A 23071-nucleotide genomic window follows, 5' to 3' on the forward strand; every position below is an offset into this window, starting at 1 on the left:
GAGCTTATATGTCATCTTCTATCTTAAGGCGTTGTGGGGGTGGTGCCTAACAGGGTGTGCGGTGCGCTGCGTCATGTGGGGCGGATGGGCGGCTGGTGCGGGGTGTGTGCCGCCTCGGGGTGTGGTGTGCTGTTTAGGGGGTGAGGATGCGGGTGTATCGTACGCTGCGTCCGGGTCCCCAGATGCCGCGTGCTTGGAAGTACACGCCTTCGTTACGGTAGCCGAGGCGCTCGTAGAAGGAGATTGCTCGTTCGTTTTCTGCCATGACCCACAGGTAGGAGTTTTCGTCCGGGTAGATGATGGAGTCGTAGAGCGCCTGTCCGAGCCCGGTGCCGTGTGTGTGGTTGAGGGTGTACAGGTGCGTGAGTTTGCGGGTGCCTGCGGGCAGTTCGGGAAGGTCGTCGGCGCGTTCGAGTTCCCAGGAGGAGACCTCGCACAGGGAGAGCGCCAGGCCGACCGGCTTATCCCAGTCGATGCGTGCGCCGATGGAGCAGGAGAGCTCGCCGTCGGGGGTCCATCCAGGTACGTCGTAGGCGAAGAAGCCGCGCACGGTGGGGGAGGCGATGTGGCGGTGGAAGTCTTCGAGGTATTCGTCGCGTTCGGCGCGGTGGCGGGCGGTGAAGCTTTCTCCGAGCGTGTCGAAGTAGATCGGGTCGTAGGTTTGCTCCATGCAGTCCAGCTGCAGGTTGACGTATTTTTCGGCGTCGGTCGGTTCAATCGGTGCGAGCGCGTAGCGGCCCTGACATACAAATCCCATGGGTTCTAGTCTACTCAGCCTACCCCTGTGGAGGCGGTTTGCCGCGGGTGCGTACGCTAGGGGCGTGCGGGCTGTGGTTAGGGGGTAGCGGCTAGGGGGCGGCGCTGTTGCTTTGAGGCTCTGTTGCTTTGAGTCGTGTCGGTTAGGCTAGTGGGTATGGCGAAAAAGAGCAGGGCACCCAAGAAAACCCAGAAGCAGCAGAAGAACCAGAAGAACCGCATCGACGATACCGAGAACACCCCCGTGCAGGGTGCCGCCGCTGGCGTGTACCCGATCTCTACGGGTGAGGCGGAGCTGGTCCCCGACGGCTACCACGCCGACGGCTGGCTGCTGCTCATTAATGGTGTGCAGTCTTCCCACGTGATTGTGGGTGAGCCCCGCCAGCTGGATTTTGAGTACATGCGCTGGATCGCGGCGGTCGTCTCCTCGCACGTGGAGGAGCACCTGGACGCCGCGAAGCTGCGCATCACCCACCTGGGTGGCGGCGCCTGCTCGATGGCGCGCTATTTCGCTGACCTGTACCCGACCAGCCGCAACACGGTCGTTGAGCTGGATGCCAAGCTCGCCGAGTATGTGCGCGCCTGGTTCGACATCCCCAAGGCACCGCGCGTGAAGATTCGCGTGGGCGAGGCGGGTGCCGTTACCGCGACCTTCGCGCCCGCATCCCGTGACGTGGTGATTCGTGACGTATTCGCCGGGGACACCACCCCCGAGGCGCTGACCACCGTCGAGTTCACCCGCACCGTTGCCGAGTCGCTGGCGCCCGGTGGCCTGTACATCCTCAATTGCGGTGACGGGCCAGCGCTGACCGGTGCCCGTGCTGAGGCGTCCGCCCTGCTTGAGGTGTTCGAGTACGTGTGCATTGTGGCGGATTCTGCAATGTTGAAGGGCCGCCGCCGCGGCAACGTCATTATTGCTGGCTCCCACGCGCCCCTGCCGGAGGCTGGTTCCGTGCAGGCTGCCGCTATCGCCCGTGAGCTCATGGGTGGAGGCGTGCCCGCCCAGTACTGGGACACCGCGCGGGTTCGCCAGTTCGTGAGGTAGCGGTGTCAGTCGCGGTTTAGGTCTTTCGGTAATGACTTAGGTCCTTCGGCCATAATCTAAGTTTTTCGGTGATAGGTTAGTGACTTTGGTGGGGGCTTTTAACTATCGCCAAAGACCGTAACCTATCACCGAATTCGGCGGCCCCTCCACGGCAGACGCTACTATAGTGGCATGCGATACACCTACCTTGGCCCCTCCGGCACCTTCACCGAATCCGCCCTGCTGAGCGTTCCCGGCGCATCCGACGCCGAACGCATCCCCGCCACCAGCGTGCCCGACGCGCTCGCACGCCTGAACGCGGGCGAGGTGGACGCCGCCATGGTGCCCATCGAAAACTCCGTGGAAGGCGGCGTGAGCGCCACCCTGGACGCTATCGCAGCCAGCGAGGGTGTACGCATTATCCGCGAGGTGCTCGTACCAATCCGCTTCGTGCTGGTCGCCGCGAATCCCATTAGCATCGAGGACGTTAAGACCATCTCCACCCACTCGCACGCCTGGGCGCAGGTGCGCGGCTGGGCGCAGGAGAACGTGCCCACCGCCGCCTACCTGCCCGGCTCCTCCACCGCCGCGGCGGCTGTCGGCCTGCTCGAAGAGGGCTGCACCTACGATGCGGCAATCTGCTCCCCGGCCCTGCTGAACTACCACCCGGAACTGCACGTACTGCAGGACAATATCGGCGACAACAAGAACGCCGTGACCCGCTTCGTGCTGCTCTCCCGCACCGCCGACATCCCCGAACCGACCGGCTCCGACAAGACCACCCTGACCGTGCCGCTGCCCACCAACCGCGCCGGCGCCCTGCTCGAACTGCTCGAACAGTTCTCCGTGCGCGGCGTGAACCTCTCCCGCATCGAATCGCGCCCCACCGGCGAAGGCATGGGCTCCTACTCGTTCAGCATCGACGCCGACGGCCACATCTACGAGGCACGCATGCGCGACGCCCTGCGCGGCCTGCACCGCGTCTCCCCGACGCTGAAATTCCTCGGCTCCTACCCGCGCGCCGACCACGAAAACACTGAAGTCGACGCCATCCACTCCGACGGCTCCTTCGATGCCGCACACGAATGGGTCGAGTCACTCTTCCCCAACGGCCGCCCCGCACACCTGCAGCGCCACTAGCGGCACCACTAGCAATACCACTAGACGCCCGCCGCTAGACACCCCCGCACCTACCCGCGCCCCACCAGCGCAAACCCCGCCCACAACCCACCGCAAGATTAGGTAGGATAAAACAGTGATTGATATTAACCTCCTCCGCGAAAACCCCGACGTCTTCCGCGCCTCCCAGCGAGCACGCGGCAAGGACGAAACCCACGTCGACCGCATCCTCGAAGCCGACACCGCACGCCGTGCACTCATCGGCGAATACGAGAACCTGCGCGCCGAGCAGAACGCCTTCGGCAAGAAGGTTGCCAAGGCCCCCAAGGAAGAAAAGCCCGCCCTCGTCGCACAGGCCAAGGAACTAGCAACCCGCGTCAACGAAGCAAAGGCAGCCTCCGAAGCAAAAACCGCCGAATACGAGGAACTGATCAGCAGCATCGAAAACCTCATCATCGACGGCGTACCCGTCGGCGGCGAAGACGACTACGTAGTCGTCAAGGAAGTTGGCACCCCCCGCGACTTCGCAGCTGATGGCTTCGAACCGCGCGACCACCTCGAAATCGGTGAACTCGTCGACGGCATCGACATGGCACGCGGCGCAAAGGTCTCCGGCGCACGCTTCTACTTCCTCAAGGGCCAGGTAGCACGCCTGGAGCAGGCGCTCATGTGGATGGCGCTCGACCTCGCAACCGAGCACGGCTTCACCATGATGACCACCCCCACCCTGGTACGCCCCGAAATCATGAACGGCACCGGCTTCAACGTCAAGCACGACGACGAAATCTACCGTCTCGAACGCGACGACCTGTACCTCGTCGGCACCTCCGAGGTGGCGCTCGCCGGCTACCACACCGACGAAATTCTCGACTTCGAGAAGGGCGCGAAGAAGTACCTCGGCTGGTCCTCCTGCTACCGCCGCGAGGCTGGCTCCGCAGGTAAGGACACCCGCGGCATCATTCGCGTGCACCAGTTCAACAAGGCTGAAATGTTCGTCTACTGCCCCGTCGAGCAGGCAGAAGAGATTCACGCCCAGCTGCTCGCCCTCGAAGAGGAAATGCTGCAGCGCTGCGGCCTCGCATACCGCGTGATTGACACCGCCGCAGGCGACCTGGGCACCTCCGCAGCCCGCAAGTTCGACTGCGAGGCGTGGGTCCCGACCCAGGGTACCTACCGTGAGCTGACCTCCACCTCGAACTGCACCACCTACCAGGCACGCCGCCTGAACATCCGCGAGCGCACCCCGGACACCGTGGACGAGGCAGGCAACGTGCGTAAGGGCCGCACCCGCTCCGTAGCGACCCTGAACGGCACCCTGGCAACCACCCGCTGGTTGGTAGCCATCCTGGAGACTCACCAGCAGGCTGACGGCTCCGTGCGTATCCCCGAGGCTCTTCGCCCGTACATGGGCGGTGCTGAGGTTATTCCGGCAGTAGCTGCTGAATAAAGGATTCCTGCTGGAGTGAGTCTCCACTCCGGCGGGGGATTTGGTGCCTCGCGCGCTCGGAATCCCCCACCTCCGTCCCACCAGCAGGCAGACGGCTCCGTGCGTATCCCTGAGGCTCTTCGCCCGTACATGGGTGGTGCCGAGGTTATCCCCGTAGTAGCTGCTGAGTAAGGGAAAACCCCGCCCGCTGAGTAATCTCATAACCAGCTAAAAAACCCGCTCACCGCGTAAACGGTGGGCGGGTTTTCGCGTATCCCGGTAATCTAAGAACTATGCCTCTATACCGTAAACTTCTTGGTGTTTCCGCGGCGGCGGCGCTGACCGCCTCCGTCACTCGTGCCCGCCGTGAAGCACGCCGACGCGCTATCGAACTGGGCGCGCCCTTCGGTGTTCTGCCGACCCTGCCCACCGGTGAGGCGCAGCGCGTGGGCGTGGTGTACAACCCCAGCAAGCCCGGCGCTGCGGCGGCTATCGAGATTCTGGAACGTACCCTCGCGGCGAACGGCCACCCGCAGCCGCTGGTGCGCACCACCCGCGTGGACGAGCCCGGTTCCGAGGCCGCCCGCGAGCTGATCGCTGAGGGTGTTGACCGGCTCATTGCTGCCGGTGGTGACGGTACGGTGCGTGCTGTGGCGGCGGCGCTGGCGCATCATGAGGGGCATAAGCCGCGCCTGGGTATTCTGCCAATGGGTACCGGTAACTTGCTGGCGCGTAACCTGTATATTCCGGTCAGTGACGTGGCGGCGTGCGTGAATATTGCGCTCAACGGTGCAGGTCAGGCTGTTGATGCGATTGAGATGACGACGACGAGCACCCCCGGCGAAGAAACCGAACACACGTTCTTTGTGATGAGTGGTGCCGGCTTTGACGCGCTTGTCATGAATGATACGAACGAGGAGATTAAGGCGAAGTTCGGCTGGGTGGCGTACGTGCAGTCCGGCATGAAGCATATGCTGGGCAGGTCGCACCCGGTGCGTATTAGCGTGGACGGTGGGGAGCCTCGTACTTTGCCGATGCGGTCGGTGCTGATCGCGAATTGTGGCCGTCTGCAGGGCGGTATTCGCCTGGCGGATATGACGGATGTGCACGACGGTAATCTTGAGGTGATTGTGGCGTCGCCGCGTGACCTAGTGGAGTGGGGTCTGCTGATGGCGAAGGTTACGCGCCGCACGATTCTGGGTTCGCCGCGCATTGAGCTGCCGGTGATCCGCCACCTGGTGGGGTCTGAGGCGGTGTTGGAGTTCCCGGATGGTGCGCAGCCCGTTGAGGTGGATGGTGACCCGGCACCGTCGGCGCACCGTATTAGCGCGCGCGTGCTGCCTGCCGCCGTGGAGGTGGCGGTCCACCCCGAGGTGCTTTAGCGGGGGTGGTGAAGGTACTGTGGGAGGGGCTGGCACCACCCCCGAATCACCTATATGTGACCTGGATTATGAAAAAATCGCGGTTTTTTTCACTATTTCCTGAAAATCAGAGGGGATAGTGAAAAAATCGGCGATTTTTTACACTATTTTTCTCGCTGCCCACCCCGGTGTAGTCCTCGTTTCTAGACGCTGCGCCCCAACAAAAATCCCACGGATCGGTTCTACGGCTGTGGGGGAATTTATTTTCAAAATATTCTTGGGTACCCCAAAATACCCCCTTATCTTGTCAGGGGTATCCCATATGATTGTGGGTGTGAGAGATGTCCACACTGGTTATCTCAATAGCTTGTAGGAGAGGAGGAAAGGCCATGGCTAAGAAAATCAGCACCGACGCTGACACTACACTCCGCGCCTATAAATTCCGCCTCGATCCCACCCAGGCACAGGCGTCCGCCCTAGCACAATGCGCAGGCGCAGCACGCTACGCCTACAACCTCCTCACTGCCCACAATCTCGATGTCTCCCGCGCCCGAGCAGACTACTGGCACACCCGCATTGACGCAGGCGCCGACGAGACCACCGTTAAGGCTGAGCTCAAGGCATTAGCCAAAAGCGATGCAGCGTATAAGTCCATTGGTTATGCAGCATACGGAACCCAGTACCTGACCCCTGAAATTAATCGCCACCGCGTTGCTAGCAACGCAATCACCGACGGTGCCGACCCTGCCTCCGTATGGCCCGAGACTGAGCGATCCTCCGAGCCGTGGATGCACACCATCCCCCGCCGAGTCCTCGTCTCTGGGCTGCAATCTGCCGATAAGGCATGGAAGAATTTCTTTGATTCCCGTACCGGTGCTCGTGCTGGCCGACTTGTCGGCACGCCCCGCTTCAAGCGCAAGGGCGCAAGCCGTGACTCCTTCACTATCCCTACCCCGGAGACTATCGGCGCTTACGGTACCCCTTACAAGCAGGGTGAGCCTGAATACGCACGCCGTAAGGCACAGCTGAAGCGCCGCGGCATCAAGACCACCCCGACCATTGAGGACTACCGACACGTGCGCCTCTCGCACCTGGGTGTTATTCGTACTCATAACACTACGAAGCCTCTGGTGAAGGCCGTGCGAGCTGGCGCTCAGGTTCGCTCTTACACGGTATCTCGTGCCGCCAACCGGTGGTATGTCTCTATCCTCGTCGAGCTCACCCGCCCGTCTGCGACCCCCACCCGTGCCCAGCGTTCCGCTGGTGCTGTCGGTGTGGACCTGGGCGTACGCTACCTCGCCGCGCTCTCTGACGAGCAGGCGCCCCAGCGCTTCGCACAGTACCCTTCCCTGGAGTTCACCGGTGACGGTGCCCCCACCCTGGCTAACCCCCGCTGGGCACGTACCGCCGAGAAGCGCCTGGTACGCCTGCAACGTGCTCTCTCACGTGCTCAGAAGGGTTCTAAGCGTCGTGCCCGTATTGTGCAGCAGATTGCACGGCACCACCACCTAGTAGCCTTGCGCCGTGAGTCCGGGTTGCATCAGGTCTCTAAGCGCCTGAGCACCGGGTACACCCTCATCGGGCTTGAAGACTTGGCTGTGGCGGGTATGACCGCTTCAGCTGCCGGTACCATCGAGGCACCGGGCAAGAATGTGCGCCAGAAGGCCGGGCTGAACCGGTCCATTCTGGATGCCGCTTTTAGTACGCTGCGCCGTCAGCTGGAATACAAGGCCAGCTGGTACGGCTCACAGGTACAGATTATTGACCGCTTCTTTGCATCCTCTCAGACGTGTAGCGCCTGCGGAGCACGAGTGAAAACCAAGCTCGGACTCCACATGCGTGTCTTTGAGTGTGTGGCCTGTGGTGTGCGGATTGATCGTGACGTGAACGCGGCACGTAATATCCGTGCGGAGGCTGTACGGATGTATGAGGCGCTACTCGCCCCCGGCACGGGGGAGAGTCTAAACGGACGCGGAGTCGCTGGCTCTGATGCTGCCGGTTCGGTGGTGTTGGGGGATGTGGCGTTGGATGCGTCAAGGCCAGCTGCCATTGGCGGCGGGTCACCGTAGACGAGTGATTGTCTACTCATCCCGCGCCCGTGGGGATGAGCCGGGGATGAGTAGACGATTACTCGTCTACGGTGAGGTGTTCCCTGTATGCGCAGGGATGAGCCCTCGTAGACCGGCACGCCCTCAGTCCCAGTGGGGGTTTCCCCGTATGCGCGGGGATGAGCCCTTCGGATCCGCTCAAGAGTAGGGCGCCACACGGTTTTCCCCGTATGTGCGAGGATGAGCCCCCAACCTTTGATGAGGTGAAACTTCAAGAGCCGTTTTCCCCGTATGCGCGGGGATGAGCCCAAGGTCGTCAGAATCCACTGGGACTGCACCGTGTTTTCCCCGTATGTGCAGGGATGAGCCCCCGCGCCTCCTGCCCCTCGATGTCACCCCCAGTAAAAACCCCCGTTAAAAACACAGCCGGGGCCGTCTCGCACGCAGGCTCGAAAAGTGCGAGAATGGAACGAAAAGAAAACTACGAAAGAAGATACTTTCATGCTTATTCTCGTTGTGAACGCTGGTTCTTCCTCCCTGAAGTACCAGGTGCGTGACACCTCCCTGCCCGAGGCAGAGCAGATGCTGACCTCCGGCCTCGTCGAAAACATCGGCACCGACGTGCCCAACCACGAGGTCGCATTCGACATCATGTCCGAGAAGCTTGAGCCTGTCCTGCACGGCCGCGAGCTGCAGGCAGTCGGCCACCGCGTGGTGCAGGGTGCAGAGAAGTTCACCCACCCCACCCTGCTGACCGAGGAAGTTGTCCAGCAGATCGACGACCTCTCCCCGCTGGCACCGCTGCACAACCCCGCACACGTTCAGGGCATGCGCGCAGCAATGCACAAGTGGCCCTCCCTGCCGCAGGTCGCTATCTTCGACACCGCGTTCCACTCCACCATGCCCGAAGAAGCATGGCGCTACGCAATCCCCTACGACCTGGCTGACAAGTACAGCATCCGCCGCTACGGCTTCCACGGCACCAGCCACGAGTACGTCTCCCACGTTGCAGCTGACATGCTCGGCATTGCACGCGACGAGTTCAACGGCATCGTCGCACACCTCGGTAACGGTGCGTCCGTGACCGCTGTGAAGGGCGGCAAGTCCGTGGACACCTCCATGGGCTACACCCCGCTGGCTGGCCTGATCATGGGCACCCGCTCCGGCGACATCGACCCCTCGGCGCTGACCACCATCCTGTCTCGTGAAGGCATTGACGGTGAACGCCTGGACACCATCCTGAACAAGGAGTCCGGTCTGCTCGCACTGGCTGGCTCCAACGACATGCGTAAGGTCGTTGAGGCTGCACAGTCCGGCGACGAGCGTGCACAGCTCGCACTGGACATGACCTCCTACCGCCTGATGAAGTACATTGGCGGCTACAACCTGGTCGTTGGCGGCGCGCAGGCACTGATCTTCACCGCAGGTATCGGTGAGAACTCCGGTGACTTCCGCAAGCTGGTCCTGGACCGCCTCGGCGCTCTCGGCATCAAGTACAACGAGGAAGAGAACGCTAAGCGTTCCCCCGAGCCGCGCGTGATTTCCACCGAGGATTCCGCTATCAAGGTGCTGGTCATCCCCACCAACGAGGAGAAGGCTATCGCTGAGGCTACCGAGGAGCTCGTCAAGGGCCTCTAAGCCCCACGCACCCCGCCGTGTAAGCGGTTGAATATGGGCAGTCCGCTGCAGTTCCCGTTCCGTACGGGTGCTGCAGCGGACTTGTTTATGAGCGTCCATTAGTATAAATGCGTATGATTCAACTTACTTTACGATGCAATATTACGGCAATGTGGCATATATTGCATATGTATTATGTATCACGTAGAAAATAAAAATGAAAGTTAACTTAAAATATGGGACTAGATTCTGCATAGAGTGAAAAATTTTTGCTTGTGTGGGAAAGTTTTATGTAAAAATATGCACTAAGTGTACCGACTCGCAACATTCCAACATTGATGGCAGTTAAGGTTGAGGGTGAAAAAAGGTTGATAATCCTAGATTAATTCTGTTAGGAATTTTTTATTAACCCAAGTTGTTGCACAACGTTGAACAATAAATACAAATTTTTTGTGCTTTCATGTAACGAGTGTTCATCGAAAAGAACTGAAGCGGATTTATAGCCGCAAAAGAATTCTGAGAGCGCACTCTGAATTACACGTTAAACACATACTGCGATAACCTTTATGTCTGTATTTTTATGCCGAAATAAAGTGAATCAATGTACAAAACTCATTCCAATTGAGAGAGATTTGGTAATGGATATTCACTCGACTAAGAGCCACTCCGACCAGAGTGGAAAGCTGATGGGCCGTCGCGCCCTGGTCAAGGGTGTAGCGTGGGCAGCACCCGTTGTGGCAGCAACCGCCGCAGTACCCGCCTACGCCGCATCCAAGAACCCTTGCGAATACGGCACCATCGTATCCGTGCCCTGGGGTGAACGTGCCGAACGTCGCCGCTACAAGGGCACCGTCAACGAAGAGTACGAATGGGCAGTGATGCCCACTTCCAACTGCAGCCCCCATCCGCAGACCTACTTCATTGACAACACTACCCCCGAGCGTAAGCTTGCTTACCCTTGGGGTCGTTACGAGGGCGTAAGTGACTTCCCGCCGATTTACCCCCCGAACGGCAAGGACACCCCCGACTACAGTTCCAAGGATGGCGTTGGTGGTGTTGGTGGCGGCGTTATCATCAACGTTCGTGTTGAGAACGTTGCAGGTAACGTCTCCTACGCACCGACCCCCACCGGCCAGGATCGTTTCGCATTCGGTGAGGCTGAAGCCAACCGTAAGAACAACATGTACTACGCTGAAGGCTACAAGGGCAAGGGCGCAAACCCCCCGGTCGTTCGCCTCAACGACAACTACAAGGGCAGCCGCTCTACCTACATTGCTCACGGTAAGTACAACTACCTGCACTTCCCGGATGGTCCCCGTCCTCCCAAGGAAAATAGCCCCATGTGGACTTATGCATACGGTAAGCACTACACGACCGCTGAAGGTCGCGACGGCTGGTCCTGGGACATTCAGGTGATGGCTAACATTACCCATCCCAACGCTGGTGCAGACGTTGTGTCGTACATGACCTACCTGCGTAAGCACACCTACGGTGACCCCGCACATCAGTCGGCAAAGGTCATTCCGGTGCAGTATCGCGTTATTGTGACTTCCCCCTGGGGTACCGTCACTTATCTTTCGGCAGCTGTTTAATATCAGCTTGCATTAGGTCTAAATGGAGTAGTGACCCATTCGACCTATTTCAATCTTGGATTGAGATTTATATATTTGTGATGTCTATTTGAGTATAAAGTTGATAGATTTTTAGTGTATTAGGGGGTGGTATCCCTAATAAGTAGACACTAGTCTTCTGTCAGCCTTTGGAGGGGCCGGTTCGTACCATGTGTGCGGAACCGGCCCCTCTGCATGCATCAGTAGGGAGAAAAACCAAGCATTGCGTCTCTTGGCGGGCTATTGCAGGAGAGACGAGAAGTGATGGGCATTCTATGAGAAAAAGCGCATTCACATTCACTAGTACGTGCTCAAAAACGATAGAGTGGAATCAGATAACACTCGATACGAAGCGGACGAGACATGACTCAACCCCCTGAAAACCACCAGCAGCCCGGCGGGCAGTTCAACGCCCAGCCCGGCCAGCAGGCATTCCGTGCCCCCGGTGAGCCCCTCCCGCAGGACCTCTCCGCCGGCTGGCTCCCCGAAGATGAGCGCCAGAAGCCGGTCAGCCCCCTGCCCCAGCCGAGGCTCTTCGCCTACCAGTCGATGCTGCCGCCGAAGGTGCTGCACGCGCTGCGTCACCCCTCCGAAATTCCGTGGCTGGTCGCCGCCTACGCGGTTACCGCGGTCGGCTACATTGTGCTGTTCATGGCGCTCGCTGACCTGTTCAGCTCGATGATGCGTTACGTCTTCAGCTCAACCGGTGAAGGCTCGGTTCGTGTACCTTCTTCCGGTAGCACCACGGCAAGCATGGAAGACCTGATTTTCCAGACGGTTGGTCTGCTCATCCTGGGCCCGATTGCTGTGTTCATTGTTCGTGCAATCTACTACGCGCAGCAGCGTGTGCGCGGTGTGCGCATCACCCCCACCCAGTTCCCTGAGGCGTACCAGATGCTCGCCGAAGCAGCTGAGGCGGCAGGTCTGCGCCGCGTACCGGATGCGTACGTTGTTCTCGGTAACGGCACCATGAACGCTTTCGCGGCAGGTCACGGCTTCCGCCGTTACATCTGCCTGTACTCTGATCTGTTCGAGATCGGCGGTAAGTCCCGTGACCCGGAGGCACTGCGCTTCATTATTGGCCACGAGGTTGGTCACATCGCCGCAGGTCACGTCGGTTATTTCCGTCTGATTTTCACCATGCTGTTCAACCAGATTCCGGTGCTGTCGAGTGCGCTGTCCCGCTCGCAGGAGTACACCGCCGACAACTTCGGCTACCGCTTCTGCCCCGAGGGCGCTGAGGGCGCTGTCAAGGTGCTTGCGGCAGGTAAGTACCTGAACAAGCAGGTCAACTTCGATGAGCTTGCCGACCGTGCCGTCACCGATCGCGGCCTTGCCGTCTGGTACGTGAACCTGCTGGCAAGCCACCCCGTTCTCACCTGGCGTGCGCACGCGCTGCGTGACCGCACCCAGCCCGGCCGCCTGTTCTGGCGCCCGACCGAGAACCCGGTCAAGGACGCCGCACCGCGTGTTCCTGTCCTGATCCCGGCGGCGGAGCCGGTGCACATGTGGCCCGACCCGATTCAGTCCACCGAGTTCATGCGTGAACACCAGGACGCGTGGGCTGACTACACCCTGGAAACCGTGGACGTGTACCCCAAGCCTGAGAACGCCCCCGCGTTCGATGCGAACTCTACGCTGTTCGCTGGCTGGCTCACCGAGCAGGCTCGTGCTTTCCACGGTCAGCGTTGGGATGCGTACGCTGCCGCCGGTGGCGCGCCGGCACCGGGTGCTCCCGGTGGCCCGCAGGCGCCCGGTCAGCCGGGTGCGCCTCAGCCTAATTTTGGTGGCGCACAGCCGAACTTTGGCGAGTCCCAGCCCGGTACTGCCCAGCCCGGCAATACTCAGCCCGGTTACGGCCAGTACGGTAGCAACCAGTACGGCACTGACTCTGCCACCCCGAACCAGTACGGTAGCTCCTCTGAGGGCGGCTCGTACGGTCAGGGTTACGGCTTCGATAGTGATAAGAAGTAGTTCCTGAGCTGTAGGCTCAAGAACCTAGGCCCAAGAACCTTGATGAACCCGTCGGGATGCATCGTGCATTCCGGCGGGTTCAGCCGTTAACTGCCTCGTGCGTGACCCTCAGGTGAGAAGGCGCGCCCGTCACTGCATCCGCCGCGTGCCGCGGTCATAGAATGGAGACCATGCTTTCATCACTTCGCTCCATCAAACTTGACCCGCTGCTGACCATGCTCATTAGCGCGGTCATCCTCGCCATTATCGTGCCGGCGCGCGGCGACTTCGCCGAATGGTTCAGCACCGGCACCAAGTTCGCGGTTGCCCTGCTGTTCTACCTGTACGGCGCTCGTCTCTCCACTGCGGAGGCTATTCGCGGTCTGACCCACTGGCGTCTGCACCTGATGATTTTGAGCTGCACGTTCGTGCTGTTCCCCCTGGTCGGTTTGGCGCTCTCACCGCTGCGTTTTGTGCTTGGTGATGGGTTGTACATGGGCATTCTGTTCTTGACCTTTGTGCCCTCGACCGTGCAGGCGTCGATTGCGTTCACCTCGATTGCGGGCGGTAACGTGGCGGCGGCGATTGTGAGCGCCTCGCTCTCCTCGATTGTGGGTGTGGTGGCGACCCCGCTGCTCGCCATGCTGCTGATGAACACGGGCCATATTGAGTTCTCCGGAACGGTCTTCCTGGACATCGCCATTCAGCTGTTCCTGCCGTTCGTGCTCGGCCAGTTGACGCGCCGCTGGGTGGGTGAGTTCGCCAAGAAACCGACCACCAAGTGGCTGGATAAGTTCTCGGTCATGATGATTGTGTATTCGGCGTTCTCTGCCTCGGTGGTGCAGGGCGTGTGGACGCGCGTGGCGTGGTGGCAGATCGCGCTGCTGGTCGTGCTCATGGCGATTATTGTGGTGTTCATGCTGTGGCTGACCGACCTGCTGGCTAAGCGTCTGGGTTTCAACCGTGCCGACCGTATTACGATTCAGTTCTGCGGTTCGAAGAAGTCGCTGGCGGCTGGCCTGCCGATGGCGATCATTATTTTTGGCGCGGGTTCGCTGGGTCTGATGATGCTGCCGATCATGATTTTCCATCAGGTTCAGCTGATGATTTGTACCTGGCTTGCGGGACGCTATGCACGCCTGGATGTGGTGGGTGCCGCCTCTGCAAAGGAAGTTCAGTAGGGGCTTGCACCCTGTCTGCTGGGCGCTCGCCGGGTGCTATGCCGGGCCTCTGAGTCTGTGAGATAAGCCTCTGATGAGGGGTTTTAATGGGGGACTTTGGGTCGTATCAATCGGTTTATGAAGTGATTTGGCGCGCACTGCCAAAAATTCCCTGACTAGTGCATTTGTGTACAAAATGTGGTATTTGTACTGGTCAGTTGGGTTTTTGTGGGGTATGTGCACTCTATTGCATAAAAGTGACCGAGGAGACAATCAGCACTATCGGGCGTTGATTGTTAAAAGCACTCTAATTTTGCCCTAGAATATTTTCTCGTGGGTTAGACAGATTCGCATCCTGTATGCAAGAATTTATGACTCACATGGGAACGGTTGAGATTCACTCCCTCACACCGCCCACGAGCGTTGATGCAGCGGATTCACTCCCCGCCCGCATCCCACACTGGAAGAGACTCACTCACTCAACCGGAAGGAAGCTCAAACCAATTATTCACTCAAACACAACTGGATACACTCAGCTTAACAACGCGCTTAGATTCTATCTATGCGCTAATCGCTGTTCTGTATCCGCCAAGAAAGAGGACACACCATGGCTACCATCATGAGCGTGAACGTATGCGATTCCAAGTACAACGCTGACCCGACCGGCGTACGAGACTCTACTAGCGCTATCCAGAAGGCTATTGATGACGTTGCTGCACAGGGCGGCGGCTCCGTGGAGATTCCCGGCGGCATGTACCGCGTCTCCTACCCCTTCATCGAAATGAAGCACCGCGTCGAGATCTTCGGCCACGGTCAGGCAACCCGAATCGTCGCTTTCACCGACAAGAGCATCCCGTCGTCTAAGAACGGTAGCTACGAATGCACCGGCGTTTTCCACACCGGTAGCTACACCACCCCCATGAGCGGTGGCACCAACCAGAACAAGCCCATGCGTATGGGCGTGCGTGACCTGTTCATCCGCACCAACAAGTACAACCTGCCGCTGGATTCTAAGAGCAACCAGATTTTCCTGGAGAAGCATACCCAGCCCGTTGACAACGTTGCAGGCGTCATCTTCCACACCCGCATTGCGGACGCTAACCCCGGTGAGCCGGACGCAGTGCCCACCCTGTCCAACATCGAAATCTGGGATACCGCCATTGGCGTTGCGATCCTGGGCCTGGACGACCAGGGCATGAAGATTGACAAGATCCGCATCCGCCAGACCCTGCGCCAGGGCCTGCTGGTTGGTAAGCCTGTCGGCCACCCGCTGCGCCGCCGTGAGGGTGACACCCCCGGCGCGGCAGATAACAAGTTCTCCATGATTGACGTCTCTGACGCAAACATGAGCTTCGGCACCTACGCAGGTATTGAGATTTACACTTCTCAGTCCAAGTTCGAGGCGTCCACCAGCTGGTTCAACAAGCGCAACATGGGTAAGAACGCCCTGTACGAGGTGAAGACCCGCCACGTGGGCGCAGGCTGGTTCATTCAGGGCACCCGCAACATGTTCATTGGCTGCACCGCCCAGGAGAACGCCGGTCACGGCTGGCTCGTGGAGTGGGGTAACAACCAGTTCATTGGCTGCCTGGGTGAGTCTTCCAGCTTCCAGGATGCTGTTACCGGCGGTGCTCGAGGTGACGAGGCGGCGAACTGGTACATTGGCCGTAACGCACGCGGTAGCCGTTTTGTGGCTCCTCGTTCGCACAACCCTTACAGCTGGGCGAAGGCTTCCCTGTACGGTTTCTACATTGAGAACAACATTCGCGATATGCACATTACGACTGCGTCTGCGAAGGATGACCGTATTGGTGAGAACAACATGATTGGCCGCCGTGTTCACGTGACCGGTGCTATGGGCGATAACGTGCTCATTGAGGTGGATCACATTCGCCACGCGACTTTCGCGCCGAAGCAGCTGGAGAAGCGCGGCAACGGCGTGTTCATGGGCTAACCTTCACAGGTTAGGCTCTGCGGGCTGAGGCTCGTGATCACAAAATCTTAAAACGCACACGTCTGAGGGGCGGGGAGTAATCCCCGCCCCTCAAGCATTATTGCTGGTCCTGTAATAGGTTATTTTTCAGACTGAGCGCGGCGTACCGACGGTCGGTTATACGCCACAACCACGGCGAAGATAAAGAGCGTCAAGAGAATAAGCGTCACCACCACGGGCGCAGGATTTACCATGCTCATTTGCATGCGAACTCCTCCGTCCGGGACCGCCTCTGATTGCAAGCGTATCGCACCGAAGAACGCCTCTCCCATAGGACTATTCTCGCCCAGGCTAAAGAGCGTGTAGATGGTGCTTCCAATAACTACCGCTACAGTGGCTACTGCAGCAGTAGCAAGCGAAGAAATACTATAGATGAACCATTTCATGGCGCACTCCTTTTTCATTGCGGGAAATTCCCAAGACACTAAAGAACACGGCGAATCCAAGAAGCACCGCAATGATGGTCACGTTAACCTCCGTCGGGAGCCTAAACATATTCAGGCCCAACGCAAAAGTTGCAACGGCCGATAGCAGAAGAATCACACCAATAACCACAGAGAATGGATTTCCCTTTTCAGGCGGGAAGATAATACCCACAAGATTAGTCATGACGATGGATACCAACCCAAACCCAAAAACGGTCAGGATATCTGATAGCTGACCTCCTTGCGCTAGATAAACCGTTCCAAGAACTGCACCTAGCGTAAGCATGATCGTTGCCTGCGAACCAATCAGCTGAAGGTAAAACACACCTGCCGATTGGCGGAATGGAGTAAGGCGACGCAGGGGTTCAGAGGATGCGTACGCGTAGATTCCCAAGAAAGCCGGGAGCATAATGTACGCCGGAGGCGCATTCCAACTCTTCCAAGGAATTGCGAAAGCTGCCACCACAGCAGATACCAGCACAAACTGGTTCTCGAAGCTACGGAACTGCATCAGCACCAAAGTGCCCAATCGAGTACTCGCAAGACTTCCAGGTAGCGCAAGGAAGTAGCTCCTGAGCGGGGTGTAGTCCTTCGGCGCAATTGCTATAGCTAAAGCTAGTAGCAGTCCACATACTCCTAGCAAGGCGAGTACAGCACCCGCTGCTCCTAGTACCCCTCCGATAGCTTCCTCAATACGGAGAAACGCCAGCTGGGGCACCCATGGGGCAGTATCTTCAAGCAAACGAATCCGCATGTACTCCACACTTTGGTCACGCATCATGCTAAATGCAATAGCCATAAGACCCACAAGAAGAGCAGGAATCACAAGACCGCGCAAACGTGCCATTCCCACGAGGGCAAGGAGTCGCTCTACTCCCAAATGAATTACTAGCAGGATCAGGTAAGTAACAAGAGCTGGTGACACAACACCCAACAGGAAGAGCTCCGCAGCTTTCCACCCCACGACAATGCTACAAGCAATAGCCAGCGCACTTGAAAGAGCAATAGTAGCTGTTCCGACAAGAAGCATCTCGAATACAACACTCGCAATCAGGCGTTCCTTATTGGTCGCGGGAAGAGTGTATGTCAGTTCTGTTAGCTCATCTGCTTTCAGGAATAGGATTCGCACAATTGTGTAAAATGCGGCAACCCAAAAAACAGATGAGATACCCATTCCTTCCAGAATCGGCGCTATTATTTCCGGGTTATTAAATGTTTGCCTAACAACACTGATACTCAGCAGAACATATCCTGCGTATAGTGCTAAGACACCAAAAAACGCGGTGTAACGAATTGGTCGATTTGCCAGAACTCCCCTTCCTAAAACACGGCGGCGCAGGAAGAGGAAATAAAAATGGACGAGCTGATAAACCGCACTGAACCTCATAGGTCCCCCTCGATTTCATCCACAGTTTTTCGGACCATAGCATCGAGAGTTCCATAGCGTTCTAGCAGAGCATTGGTAGCGTCGTCCTCGAGCACTACTCCGCGGTGGAGGAAGGTAACACGGTCTGCGCACCTTTCTAGGAGCGTGAAATCATGGCTACATAGCAGGATTCCGCATCCTTCATTGCGTAATGTACGCATATCTCGTTCAAAGGTGTAAATTGCATCGATGTCGATTCCGTTAAGCGTCTCATCAATGAGAGTGAGCGGTCGACGCAATAGCAACGCTGCAATGAGCTGAGTTTTCTTGCGCATACCGTGGGAGTAATCTTCCATCAGGTCGTGCTGTCGACCCGTCATCTGGTAACGCTTAAAGTACTCCGCTACAGCATTCTCATCCACTTTCTCCTTGTACAGAGAGTGGATAAAACGCAGATATTCCAGACCGGTCAGGAATTCCGGTAGATAGTCGTTGCTTGCCAGGTACATCAAGGAGGTGCGAGCAGCAAGGCTCTGATGCTCATGACCACTAATCTGAATATCGCCCTTCTTGGAGTGTAGAAGGTTACTTATCAGCTTCATGAGCGTGGATTTTCCAGAGCCATTAGGTCCAATCAATCCATGAATTTCTCCGGAAGAAACTTGGAGATGAACGTCAGTAAGGGCGGGTTTCCCAGCCCCGTACGCGTAGGTAATATCGTGCGCGTTGAGAAGCATTTATGCCACGCCCTTCGTCGTGTGTTGATTAGGGATCATCCAGTGATTGCCAAGTTATGCCGGGGTCTTCAATGCGCCTGCAATCATGCAATCAACGATGCTCGCACGGAACCTACACAGTGGATACTGTCGACATTTTTACTGCTTCAGACTGTGTTGTCTTCAGACTGTGTTGTCTGCTGCGACCGGCCCAAATACAGATAAGTCCAGTCTGGTGATACGCCAGGCTGGGCTCATGCACTTAAGTGTAATATACGCGGTGTGCATCGCGACACTATCTAACTAAAAAATTTTCTCATGAGGTGTTAAGCGCTTGAGGGGCGGGGAGTAATCCCCGCCCCTCAGTGTTTAAGTTTTTAGTTCCAAAGGTTGCTGGGTAATTTCTTTAGCTATTTCCGCTGCCGAATGTAGCTTTTCCGGGACGGACAGCCGTTTCAATAAGCAAAGATACAGGTGACACATTGCCTACATGCAACGGGGTTCAGATTCCTTAATGTGGTGCTAGTATTTAGCTGATTCACTCAACATGTCGTTCTCACATCACCGATTTCTGGAGAGTAACATGACCCCCCTCCCTCGCCCCCTCAAAGCATTGGGGGTAGCAGGCATTGCCGCATCCTTGATGCTGGCACCCCTCCCCGCACATGCGGAAGGGAACAACCTCTACCGCAACCCCAGTAAATTTTATACTGGCGCAGTTAGTGACTGTCTCCTGGATAAGCAATACGGACGCGGCCAGATAGCAGATATCTGGGCATATTGTAATGGCTTGATTTCTACAGGCGTTTACGAAATTCCCAATAGTTCTGCCAGCAGAATGGACGTTATCGCTGCTTTATACCGTCTAGCAGGATACCCTGAAGTCAAAAACCTACCTGAAGTATCCCCATACGCAGACGTGGAGACCTATGACCCAACCTACCCTCTTGCTATTTGGGCATCACGTGAGGGAATTACAAGTGGCTGGTCTGATGGCAAGTTCCATCCCAATGATTATGCAACTACCAGCACCGTCATCGCTTTCCTCTACCGTGCTGCCGGTAGCCCACAAAAGCTGTGGTACCGCACATGGGAACATTACAACTACGCAGCTAAAGATATTACCCCCATCGGAAAACCTTTCTGGAAAGAAACTTCCTGGTACACCGTAGCTATCGCTCCGTACCCCAAGGTACCCGTTAACGAAAACGAACCGGATAATCTCAAGACCGCTAAACCCACCACCATCCTTGACAGGAGGACGGTATATTCAATGATTCGAGATTTTCATACTTCCGGGTACCAGGTTGTCGGAACCCACAAATAAAATATGATGCATACGCCTGAGGGGCGGGGAGTAATCCCCGCCCCTCGGCGTTTAACCCGCACCCAAAACAGCCGAAAAACCGTAGAAAAACAGGGTAGGGGAGCAGGCATCACAGCGCCCGGTCATCGCCTCCACACGCCCAATGCGGTACCCTTGAGCAGGAGGCAGGTCTGCCGGTGCACAGACCCGCACACGTCAAAACACCCGCAGAAATGCGCCCAACACACCGCACCACACAAACTCAACACTGCACCCACGCAGCGCCGTACTCACTCAACACCGTATTCACCGCATACAGCCGTATTCACTCAATTCACTCACCCGCGCCGCCTTCAGCACCGAACGCGGTACCCATCGAAAGAATTGAGCCCCTCATGCCCGATACGCCCATGAGCATCAACGCCATCAACTACGGCGCAGACCCCACCGGTGCCAAAGACTCCACCGCAGCCATCCAGCGAGCCGTCGACGCTGTCGCCGCACGCGGCGGCGGATCCGTAGAACTCCCCCGCGGCATCTACCGCGTCTCCTACCCCTTCATCGACATCAAGCACCGTGTCGAAATCTTCGGCTACGGCTCCTCAACCGTCGTCATCGCGCACTCCGACCGCGCCATCCCCACCACCGCCAACGGCCACACCGAATACACCGGCGTGTTCCACGTCGGCAGCTACACCACCCCCGTCTACGGCAACTACAACGCCAACAAGCCCATGCGTATGGGCGTACGCAACCTGCACATCCGCACTAACGCCGCCAACACCCCCATCAGCAGCTACCCGCTCGATGCGCACACCACCCCGCTGAATAACGTCGCCGGCGTCATCTTCCACACCCACCTGACCGGCGACATGCTCAACGAACCGGACATCGTGCCCGTTATCGCCGGCGTGGAAGTCTGGGACACCGCCATCGGCGTTGCCGTGCTCGGCCTGGATGACCAGGGCATGAAAATTGACGACGTGACCATCCGCCGCACCCTCAACCAGGGCCTGCTGCTCGGCAAACCCGCCGGCCACCCCCGCCGCCCCAACGAAGGCCAGAACTCCGGCGCGGCAGACAACAAGCTGCGCGGTATCGACGTTGCCGAGGCGAATCTCAGCGGCGGCTCCTACGCCGGTATCGAGGTGTACGCGGCGCAGGCTAAGTTCGAAAACTGCTCCAGCAACAGTAACCACCGCACCAGCAACAAGAATGCCCTCTACGAGCCCGCCACCCGCCACGCCGGCGCAGGCTGGATCGTGCAGGGTGAACGCAACATGTTCATCGGCTGCACCGCCCGCTCCAACGCGGGTCACGGCTGGATTGTTGAATGGGCGCACAACATCTTCATCGGATGCGAAGCGGAAGGCTCCAGCTGGGCTGGCACCGTCAGCGGTGCCGCAGGTGCCGACGAGGCCGCCAACTGGTACATCAGCCGCAACGCGCGCGGTACCCGCATGGTCGCGCCCGTCTCCTACAACCCGCCGGAGAAGGCGGCCTCCCTGTACGGCTTCTACATTGAAAACAAGATTTACGACCTGCGCATCACTGAAGGTACCGCCAAGGACGACCGCATCGGCGATGGTAATATGCTCGGCCGCCGCGTGTACATCACCGGCGAGATTGGCGCGAACGTGGTCATTGAGGTTGAGGAGCTGCGCCACTCCACCTCGCCCGCCGGTCAGCTCACCAAGGAAGCCTACAACGTGATGCGCGGTTAGTAGAGACTGACGGCAACTGACGGCAGCTAGTAGACACGCCCGAACCGGTCCAGGACTTTCCTGTGAATCGTGAGGGAGGCGCGTGTGCCCTAGTGGGCGCGCTATACCGCTCAATAGCACAGCAGCTGCGAATGGAATATGTACCATTCGCAGCTGCTTTGTCGTTTAGAACAATGTTTAATTTTTAATTGATAAAAGTCTCAATTGAATATTGAATAAAATATCAATATGTACTTTAAACTTTCTATGGTGGTGTAAAACAGTCCATTCACTGTGCACCACCATAGCCGTGCGACAGTATGTGGAACACACACATCATTGGTGCACACCAAAACCGCGTATAGCCGCACGTCAAACCCTATTCATTGCCGCTTCTCACTATTCCTCAACGCACTCCTTTCCCCTTTTCTTATTCGCTCCGTTCGGCGACCCCGCGGTCGACCCAAAAATCGGTTCCTTCCGGCCGGTTCCCAACCACAATTACATAAGGACAGCCCATGCTTCCGGTTATCTCCCGAGTCCTCACACCCACCACTCGCGCACGCCGCATCTTTGCACTCACTCTCGCGCTCGCCCTCGGTGCCCTGCCCGTAGGCACCTCCGCCATCGCCTCCCACCAGGCTGTAGCTCACGCCGCCGAACCTGCCGCAGCCAACGGCCTCATCAAACTTCACCAGCCCAAGGACGACCCCAGCTACGCCGAATGCGTCGCCACGTTCCTAGGCACAATGAGCGCCACCCCCGGCGTGTGGGCGGTCTGCCACGGCTACCTCGACAGCGAAGAATACACCGTCACCCGCCGCCACAGCAGCGCAACCGTCACCCGCGGCCAGCTCGTGCGCATGCTCTACCGCATGGCGGGATCGCCGACCGTCAAGGACCTCCCGAAAACCTCGCCCTACAAGGATGTGGCAACCACTAACCCGGACTACCCCGCCTACATCTGGGCGGCGGATGCGGGCATCACCTCCGGCTGGGATGACGGGCTCTTTCACCCGGATGACTATGCCACCCGCCACACCCTCGCCGCGTTCCTGTATCGCGCCGCGGGTAGCCCCGACGGTGCCGCGCGCCTGCGCCAGATTCGCCGTCCGCTACGTGCCGAAGCTAAGAAGGTTGAGCAGTTCAAGGCTGAAAACCGTTGGGCAGCCCGCACGCTCGGCGCCTACCCCGAAGTGGACCGCGACGGTGACGGCGTGGCAGACGTGGTGAACCCTGCCAGCCCCCTGTACTTCTCCGATGCCCTGTACATGCTCAAGGCGTACGGTGATAAGGGCCTGAAGGTTGTGGGCACTCCCGCCGTTGACTAGGAAGCCGTTGACTAGGGGTAATACCGACTAGATGCAGTGCTGACTAGCGCATATATTCACCGCCCGCCGGTGCGACCCGAAGGTTGCGCAGGCGGGCGGTGCTCTGTTCCGGGTGCTGTGCTGTTCTGGCAGGTTGCGAGCGCCCGTGCCGCCGCGC

At 58.3% G+C, this 23071-nt stretch carries 18 protein-coding genes; 14 read left to right on the forward strand and 4 right to left on the reverse strand.

Annotated elements, in window-relative coordinates:
- Positions 1–133: 133 nt before the first annotated feature.
- Complete coding sequence (locus tag RM6536_RS04335) at positions 134–757, reverse strand: GNAT family N-acetyltransferase (protein ID WP_060824188.1); 624 nt, start codon at positions 755–757, stop codon at positions 134–136.
- Between the two features lie 156 nt (positions 758–913).
- Here RM6536_RS04335 and RM6536_RS04340 point away from each other — a divergent pair, with 156 nt between their 5' ends.
- The 11 genes from RM6536_RS04340 to RM6536_RS04385 all read left to right on the forward strand — a co-directional run bounded on the left by RM6536_RS04340 (position 914) and on the right by RM6536_RS04385 (position 16028).
- On the forward strand, positions 914–1801 hold the full coding sequence (locus RM6536_RS04340) for a spermidine synthase (RefSeq protein ID WP_060824189.1): 888 nt from the start codon (positions 914–916) through the stop codon (positions 1799–1801).
- A gap of 171 nt (positions 1802–1972) precedes the next feature.
- Entirely contained in the window at positions 1973–2920 is a 948-nt protein-coding gene (gene pheA, locus RM6536_RS04345) for a prephenate dehydratase (RefSeq protein WP_060824190.1), read from the forward strand.
- A 115-nt stretch (positions 2921–3035) separates the two neighbouring features.
- Complete coding sequence (gene serS, locus RM6536_RS04350; protein WP_060824191.1) at positions 3036–4346, forward strand: serine--tRNA ligase; 1311 nt, start codon at positions 3036–3038, stop codon at positions 4344–4346.
- 15 nt (positions 4347–4361) lie between these two features.
- The gene (locus RM6536_RS09080) at positions 4362–4517 is read left to right on the forward strand and encodes a hypothetical protein (RefSeq protein ID WP_171840163.1); all 156 of its coding nucleotides are present in this window, start codon (positions 4362–4364) and stop codon (positions 4515–4517) included.
- Between the two features lie 101 nt (positions 4518–4618).
- The gene (locus RM6536_RS04355; protein ID WP_060824192.1) at positions 4619–5707 is read left to right on the forward strand and encodes a diacylglycerol/lipid kinase family protein; all 1089 of its coding nucleotides are present in this window, start codon (positions 4619–4621) and stop codon (positions 5705–5707) included.
- Positions 5708–6075: 368 nt separating this feature from the next.
- The gene (locus RM6536_RS04360) at positions 6076–7755 is read left to right on the forward strand and encodes an RNA-guided endonuclease InsQ/TnpB family protein (protein ID WP_060824193.1); all 1680 of its coding nucleotides are present in this window, start codon (positions 6076–6078) and stop codon (positions 7753–7755) included.
- A gap of 480 nt (positions 7756–8235) precedes the next feature.
- Positions 8236–9372 (forward strand): acetate/propionate family kinase, encoded by a 1137-nt coding sequence (locus RM6536_RS04365; protein WP_060824194.1) that lies wholly within the window; start codon positions 8236–8238, stop codon positions 9370–9372.
- Between the two features lie 617 nt (positions 9373–9989).
- The gene (locus tag RM6536_RS04370; protein ID WP_060824195.1) at positions 9990–10943 is read left to right on the forward strand and encodes a hypothetical protein; all 954 of its coding nucleotides are present in this window, start codon (positions 9990–9992) and stop codon (positions 10941–10943) included.
- Positions 10944–11324: 381 nt separating this feature from the next.
- Positions 11325–12935: a M48 family metallopeptidase gene (locus RM6536_RS04375; protein ID WP_060824196.1), complete on the forward strand. Its 1611-nt coding sequence runs from the start codon at positions 11325–11327 to the stop codon at positions 12933–12935.
- Positions 12936–13096: 161 nt separating this feature from the next.
- Positions 13097–14095: a bile acid:sodium symporter family protein gene (locus RM6536_RS04380; protein ID WP_419865839.1), complete on the forward strand. Its 999-nt coding sequence runs from the start codon at positions 13097–13099 to the stop codon at positions 14093–14095.
- Between the two features lie 586 nt (positions 14096–14681).
- Positions 14682–16028 carry a glycosyl hydrolase family 28-related protein gene (locus RM6536_RS04385; protein ID WP_060824198.1) on the forward strand — a complete coding sequence of 449 codons (1347 nt, stop codon included), beginning with the start codon at positions 14682–14684 and terminating at the stop codon, positions 16026–16028.
- A 119-nt stretch (positions 16029–16147) separates the two neighbouring features.
- Here the strand turns inward: RM6536_RS04385 and RM6536_RS04390 are convergent, their stop codons facing one another.
- From RM6536_RS04390 to RM6536_RS04400, 3 genes are read right to left on the reverse strand one after another with little or no spacing between them, the layout of a single operon-like run.
- Positions 16148–16453: a hypothetical protein gene (locus tag RM6536_RS04390; RefSeq protein ID WP_060824199.1), complete on the reverse strand. Its 306-nt coding sequence runs from the start codon at positions 16451–16453 to the stop codon at positions 16148–16150.
- Positions 16434–17879: a hypothetical protein gene (locus RM6536_RS04395; protein WP_060824200.1), complete on the reverse strand. Its 1446-nt coding sequence runs from the start codon at positions 17877–17879 to the stop codon at positions 16434–16436. Before RM6536_RS04395 ends, RM6536_RS04390 begins: the two co-directional genes overlap by 20 nt.
- Positions 17876–18595, reverse strand: coding sequence for an ATP-binding cassette domain-containing protein (locus tag RM6536_RS04400; RefSeq protein WP_060824201.1), 720 nt, complete (start codon positions 18593–18595; stop codon positions 17876–17878). The genes RM6536_RS04395 and RM6536_RS04400 overlap by 4 nt, the downstream gene beginning before the upstream one ends.
- A 562-nt stretch (positions 18596–19157) precedes the next feature.
- Between RM6536_RS04400 and RM6536_RS04405 the strand changes: the two genes are divergently transcribed.
- The 3 genes from RM6536_RS04405 (at position 19158) to RM6536_RS04415 (ending at position 22914) form a co-directional block, all read left to right on the forward strand.
- The gene (locus RM6536_RS04405; protein WP_060824202.1) at positions 19158–19901 is read left to right on the forward strand and encodes an S-layer homology domain-containing protein; all 744 of its coding nucleotides are present in this window, start codon (positions 19158–19160) and stop codon (positions 19899–19901) included.
- A 374-nt stretch (positions 19902–20275) separates the two neighbouring features.
- Positions 20276–21604: a glycosyl hydrolase family 28-related protein gene (locus tag RM6536_RS04410; protein WP_060824203.1), complete on the forward strand. Its 1329-nt coding sequence runs from the start codon at positions 20276–20278 to the stop codon at positions 21602–21604.
- Between the two features lie 497 nt (positions 21605–22101).
- The gene (locus tag RM6536_RS04415; protein ID WP_060824204.1) at positions 22102–22914 is read left to right on the forward strand and encodes an S-layer homology domain-containing protein; all 813 of its coding nucleotides are present in this window, start codon (positions 22102–22104) and stop codon (positions 22912–22914) included.
- The last annotated feature ends 157 nt before the right edge of the window (positions 22915–23071 follow it).

The organism is Rothia mucilaginosa, assembly GCF_001548235.1.
Lineage (GTDB): Bacteria > Actinomycetota > Actinomycetes > Actinomycetales > Micrococcaceae > Rothia > Rothia mucilaginosa_B.

Coding starts and splice junctions, on each gene's coding strand:
- RM6536_RS04365 (WP_060824194.1), top strand. CDS start 8,236: ATGCTTATTCTCGTTGTGAACGCTGGTTCTTCCTCCCTGAAGTACCAG.
- RM6536_RS04355 (WP_060824192.1), top strand. CDS start 4,619: ATGCCTCTATACCGTAAACTTCTTGGTGTTTCCGCGGCGGCGGCGCTG.
- RM6536_RS04360 (WP_060824193.1), top strand. CDS start 6,076: ATGGCTAAGAAAATCAGCACCGACGCTGACACTACACTCCGCGCCTAT.
- RM6536_RS04390 (WP_060824199.1), bottom strand. CDS start 16,453: ATGAAATGGTTCATCTATAGTATTTCTTCGCTTGCTACTGCTGCAGTA.
- pheA (WP_060824190.1), top strand. CDS start 1,973: ATGCGATACACCTACCTTGGCCCCTCCGGCACCTTCACCGAATCCGCC.
- RM6536_RS04405 (WP_060824202.1), top strand. CDS start 19,158: ATGACCCCCCTCCCTCGCCCCCTCAAAGCATTGGGGGTAGCAGGCATT.
- RM6536_RS04380 (WP_419865839.1), top strand. CDS start 13,097: ATGGAGACCATGCTTTCATCACTTCGCTCCATCAAACTTGACCCGCTG.
- RM6536_RS04395 (WP_060824200.1), bottom strand. CDS start 17,879: ATGAGGTTCAGTGCGGTTTATCAGCTCGTCCATTTTTATTTCCTCTTC.
- RM6536_RS04335 (WP_060824188.1), bottom strand. CDS start 757: ATGGGATTTGTATGTCAGGGCCGCTACGCGCTCGCACCGATTGAACCG.
- RM6536_RS04370 (WP_060824195.1), top strand. CDS start 9,990: ATGGATATTCACTCGACTAAGAGCCACTCCGACCAGAGTGGAAAGCTG.
- RM6536_RS04400 (WP_060824201.1), bottom strand. CDS start 18,595: ATGCTTCTCAACGCGCACGATATTACCTACGCGTACGGGGCTGGGAAA.
- RM6536_RS04410 (WP_060824203.1), top strand. CDS start 20,276: ATGCCCGATACGCCCATGAGCATCAACGCCATCAACTACGGCGCAGAC.
- RM6536_RS04375 (WP_060824196.1), top strand. CDS start 11,325: ATGACTCAACCCCCTGAAAACCACCAGCAGCCCGGCGGGCAGTTCAAC.
- RM6536_RS04340 (WP_060824189.1), top strand. CDS start 914: ATGGCGAAAAAGAGCAGGGCACCCAAGAAAACCCAGAAGCAGCAGAAG.
- RM6536_RS04415 (WP_060824204.1), top strand. CDS start 22,102: ATGCTTCCGGTTATCTCCCGAGTCCTCACACCCACCACTCGCGCACGC.
- RM6536_RS04385 (WP_060824198.1), top strand. CDS start 14,682: ATGGCTACCATCATGAGCGTGAACGTATGCGATTCCAAGTACAACGCT.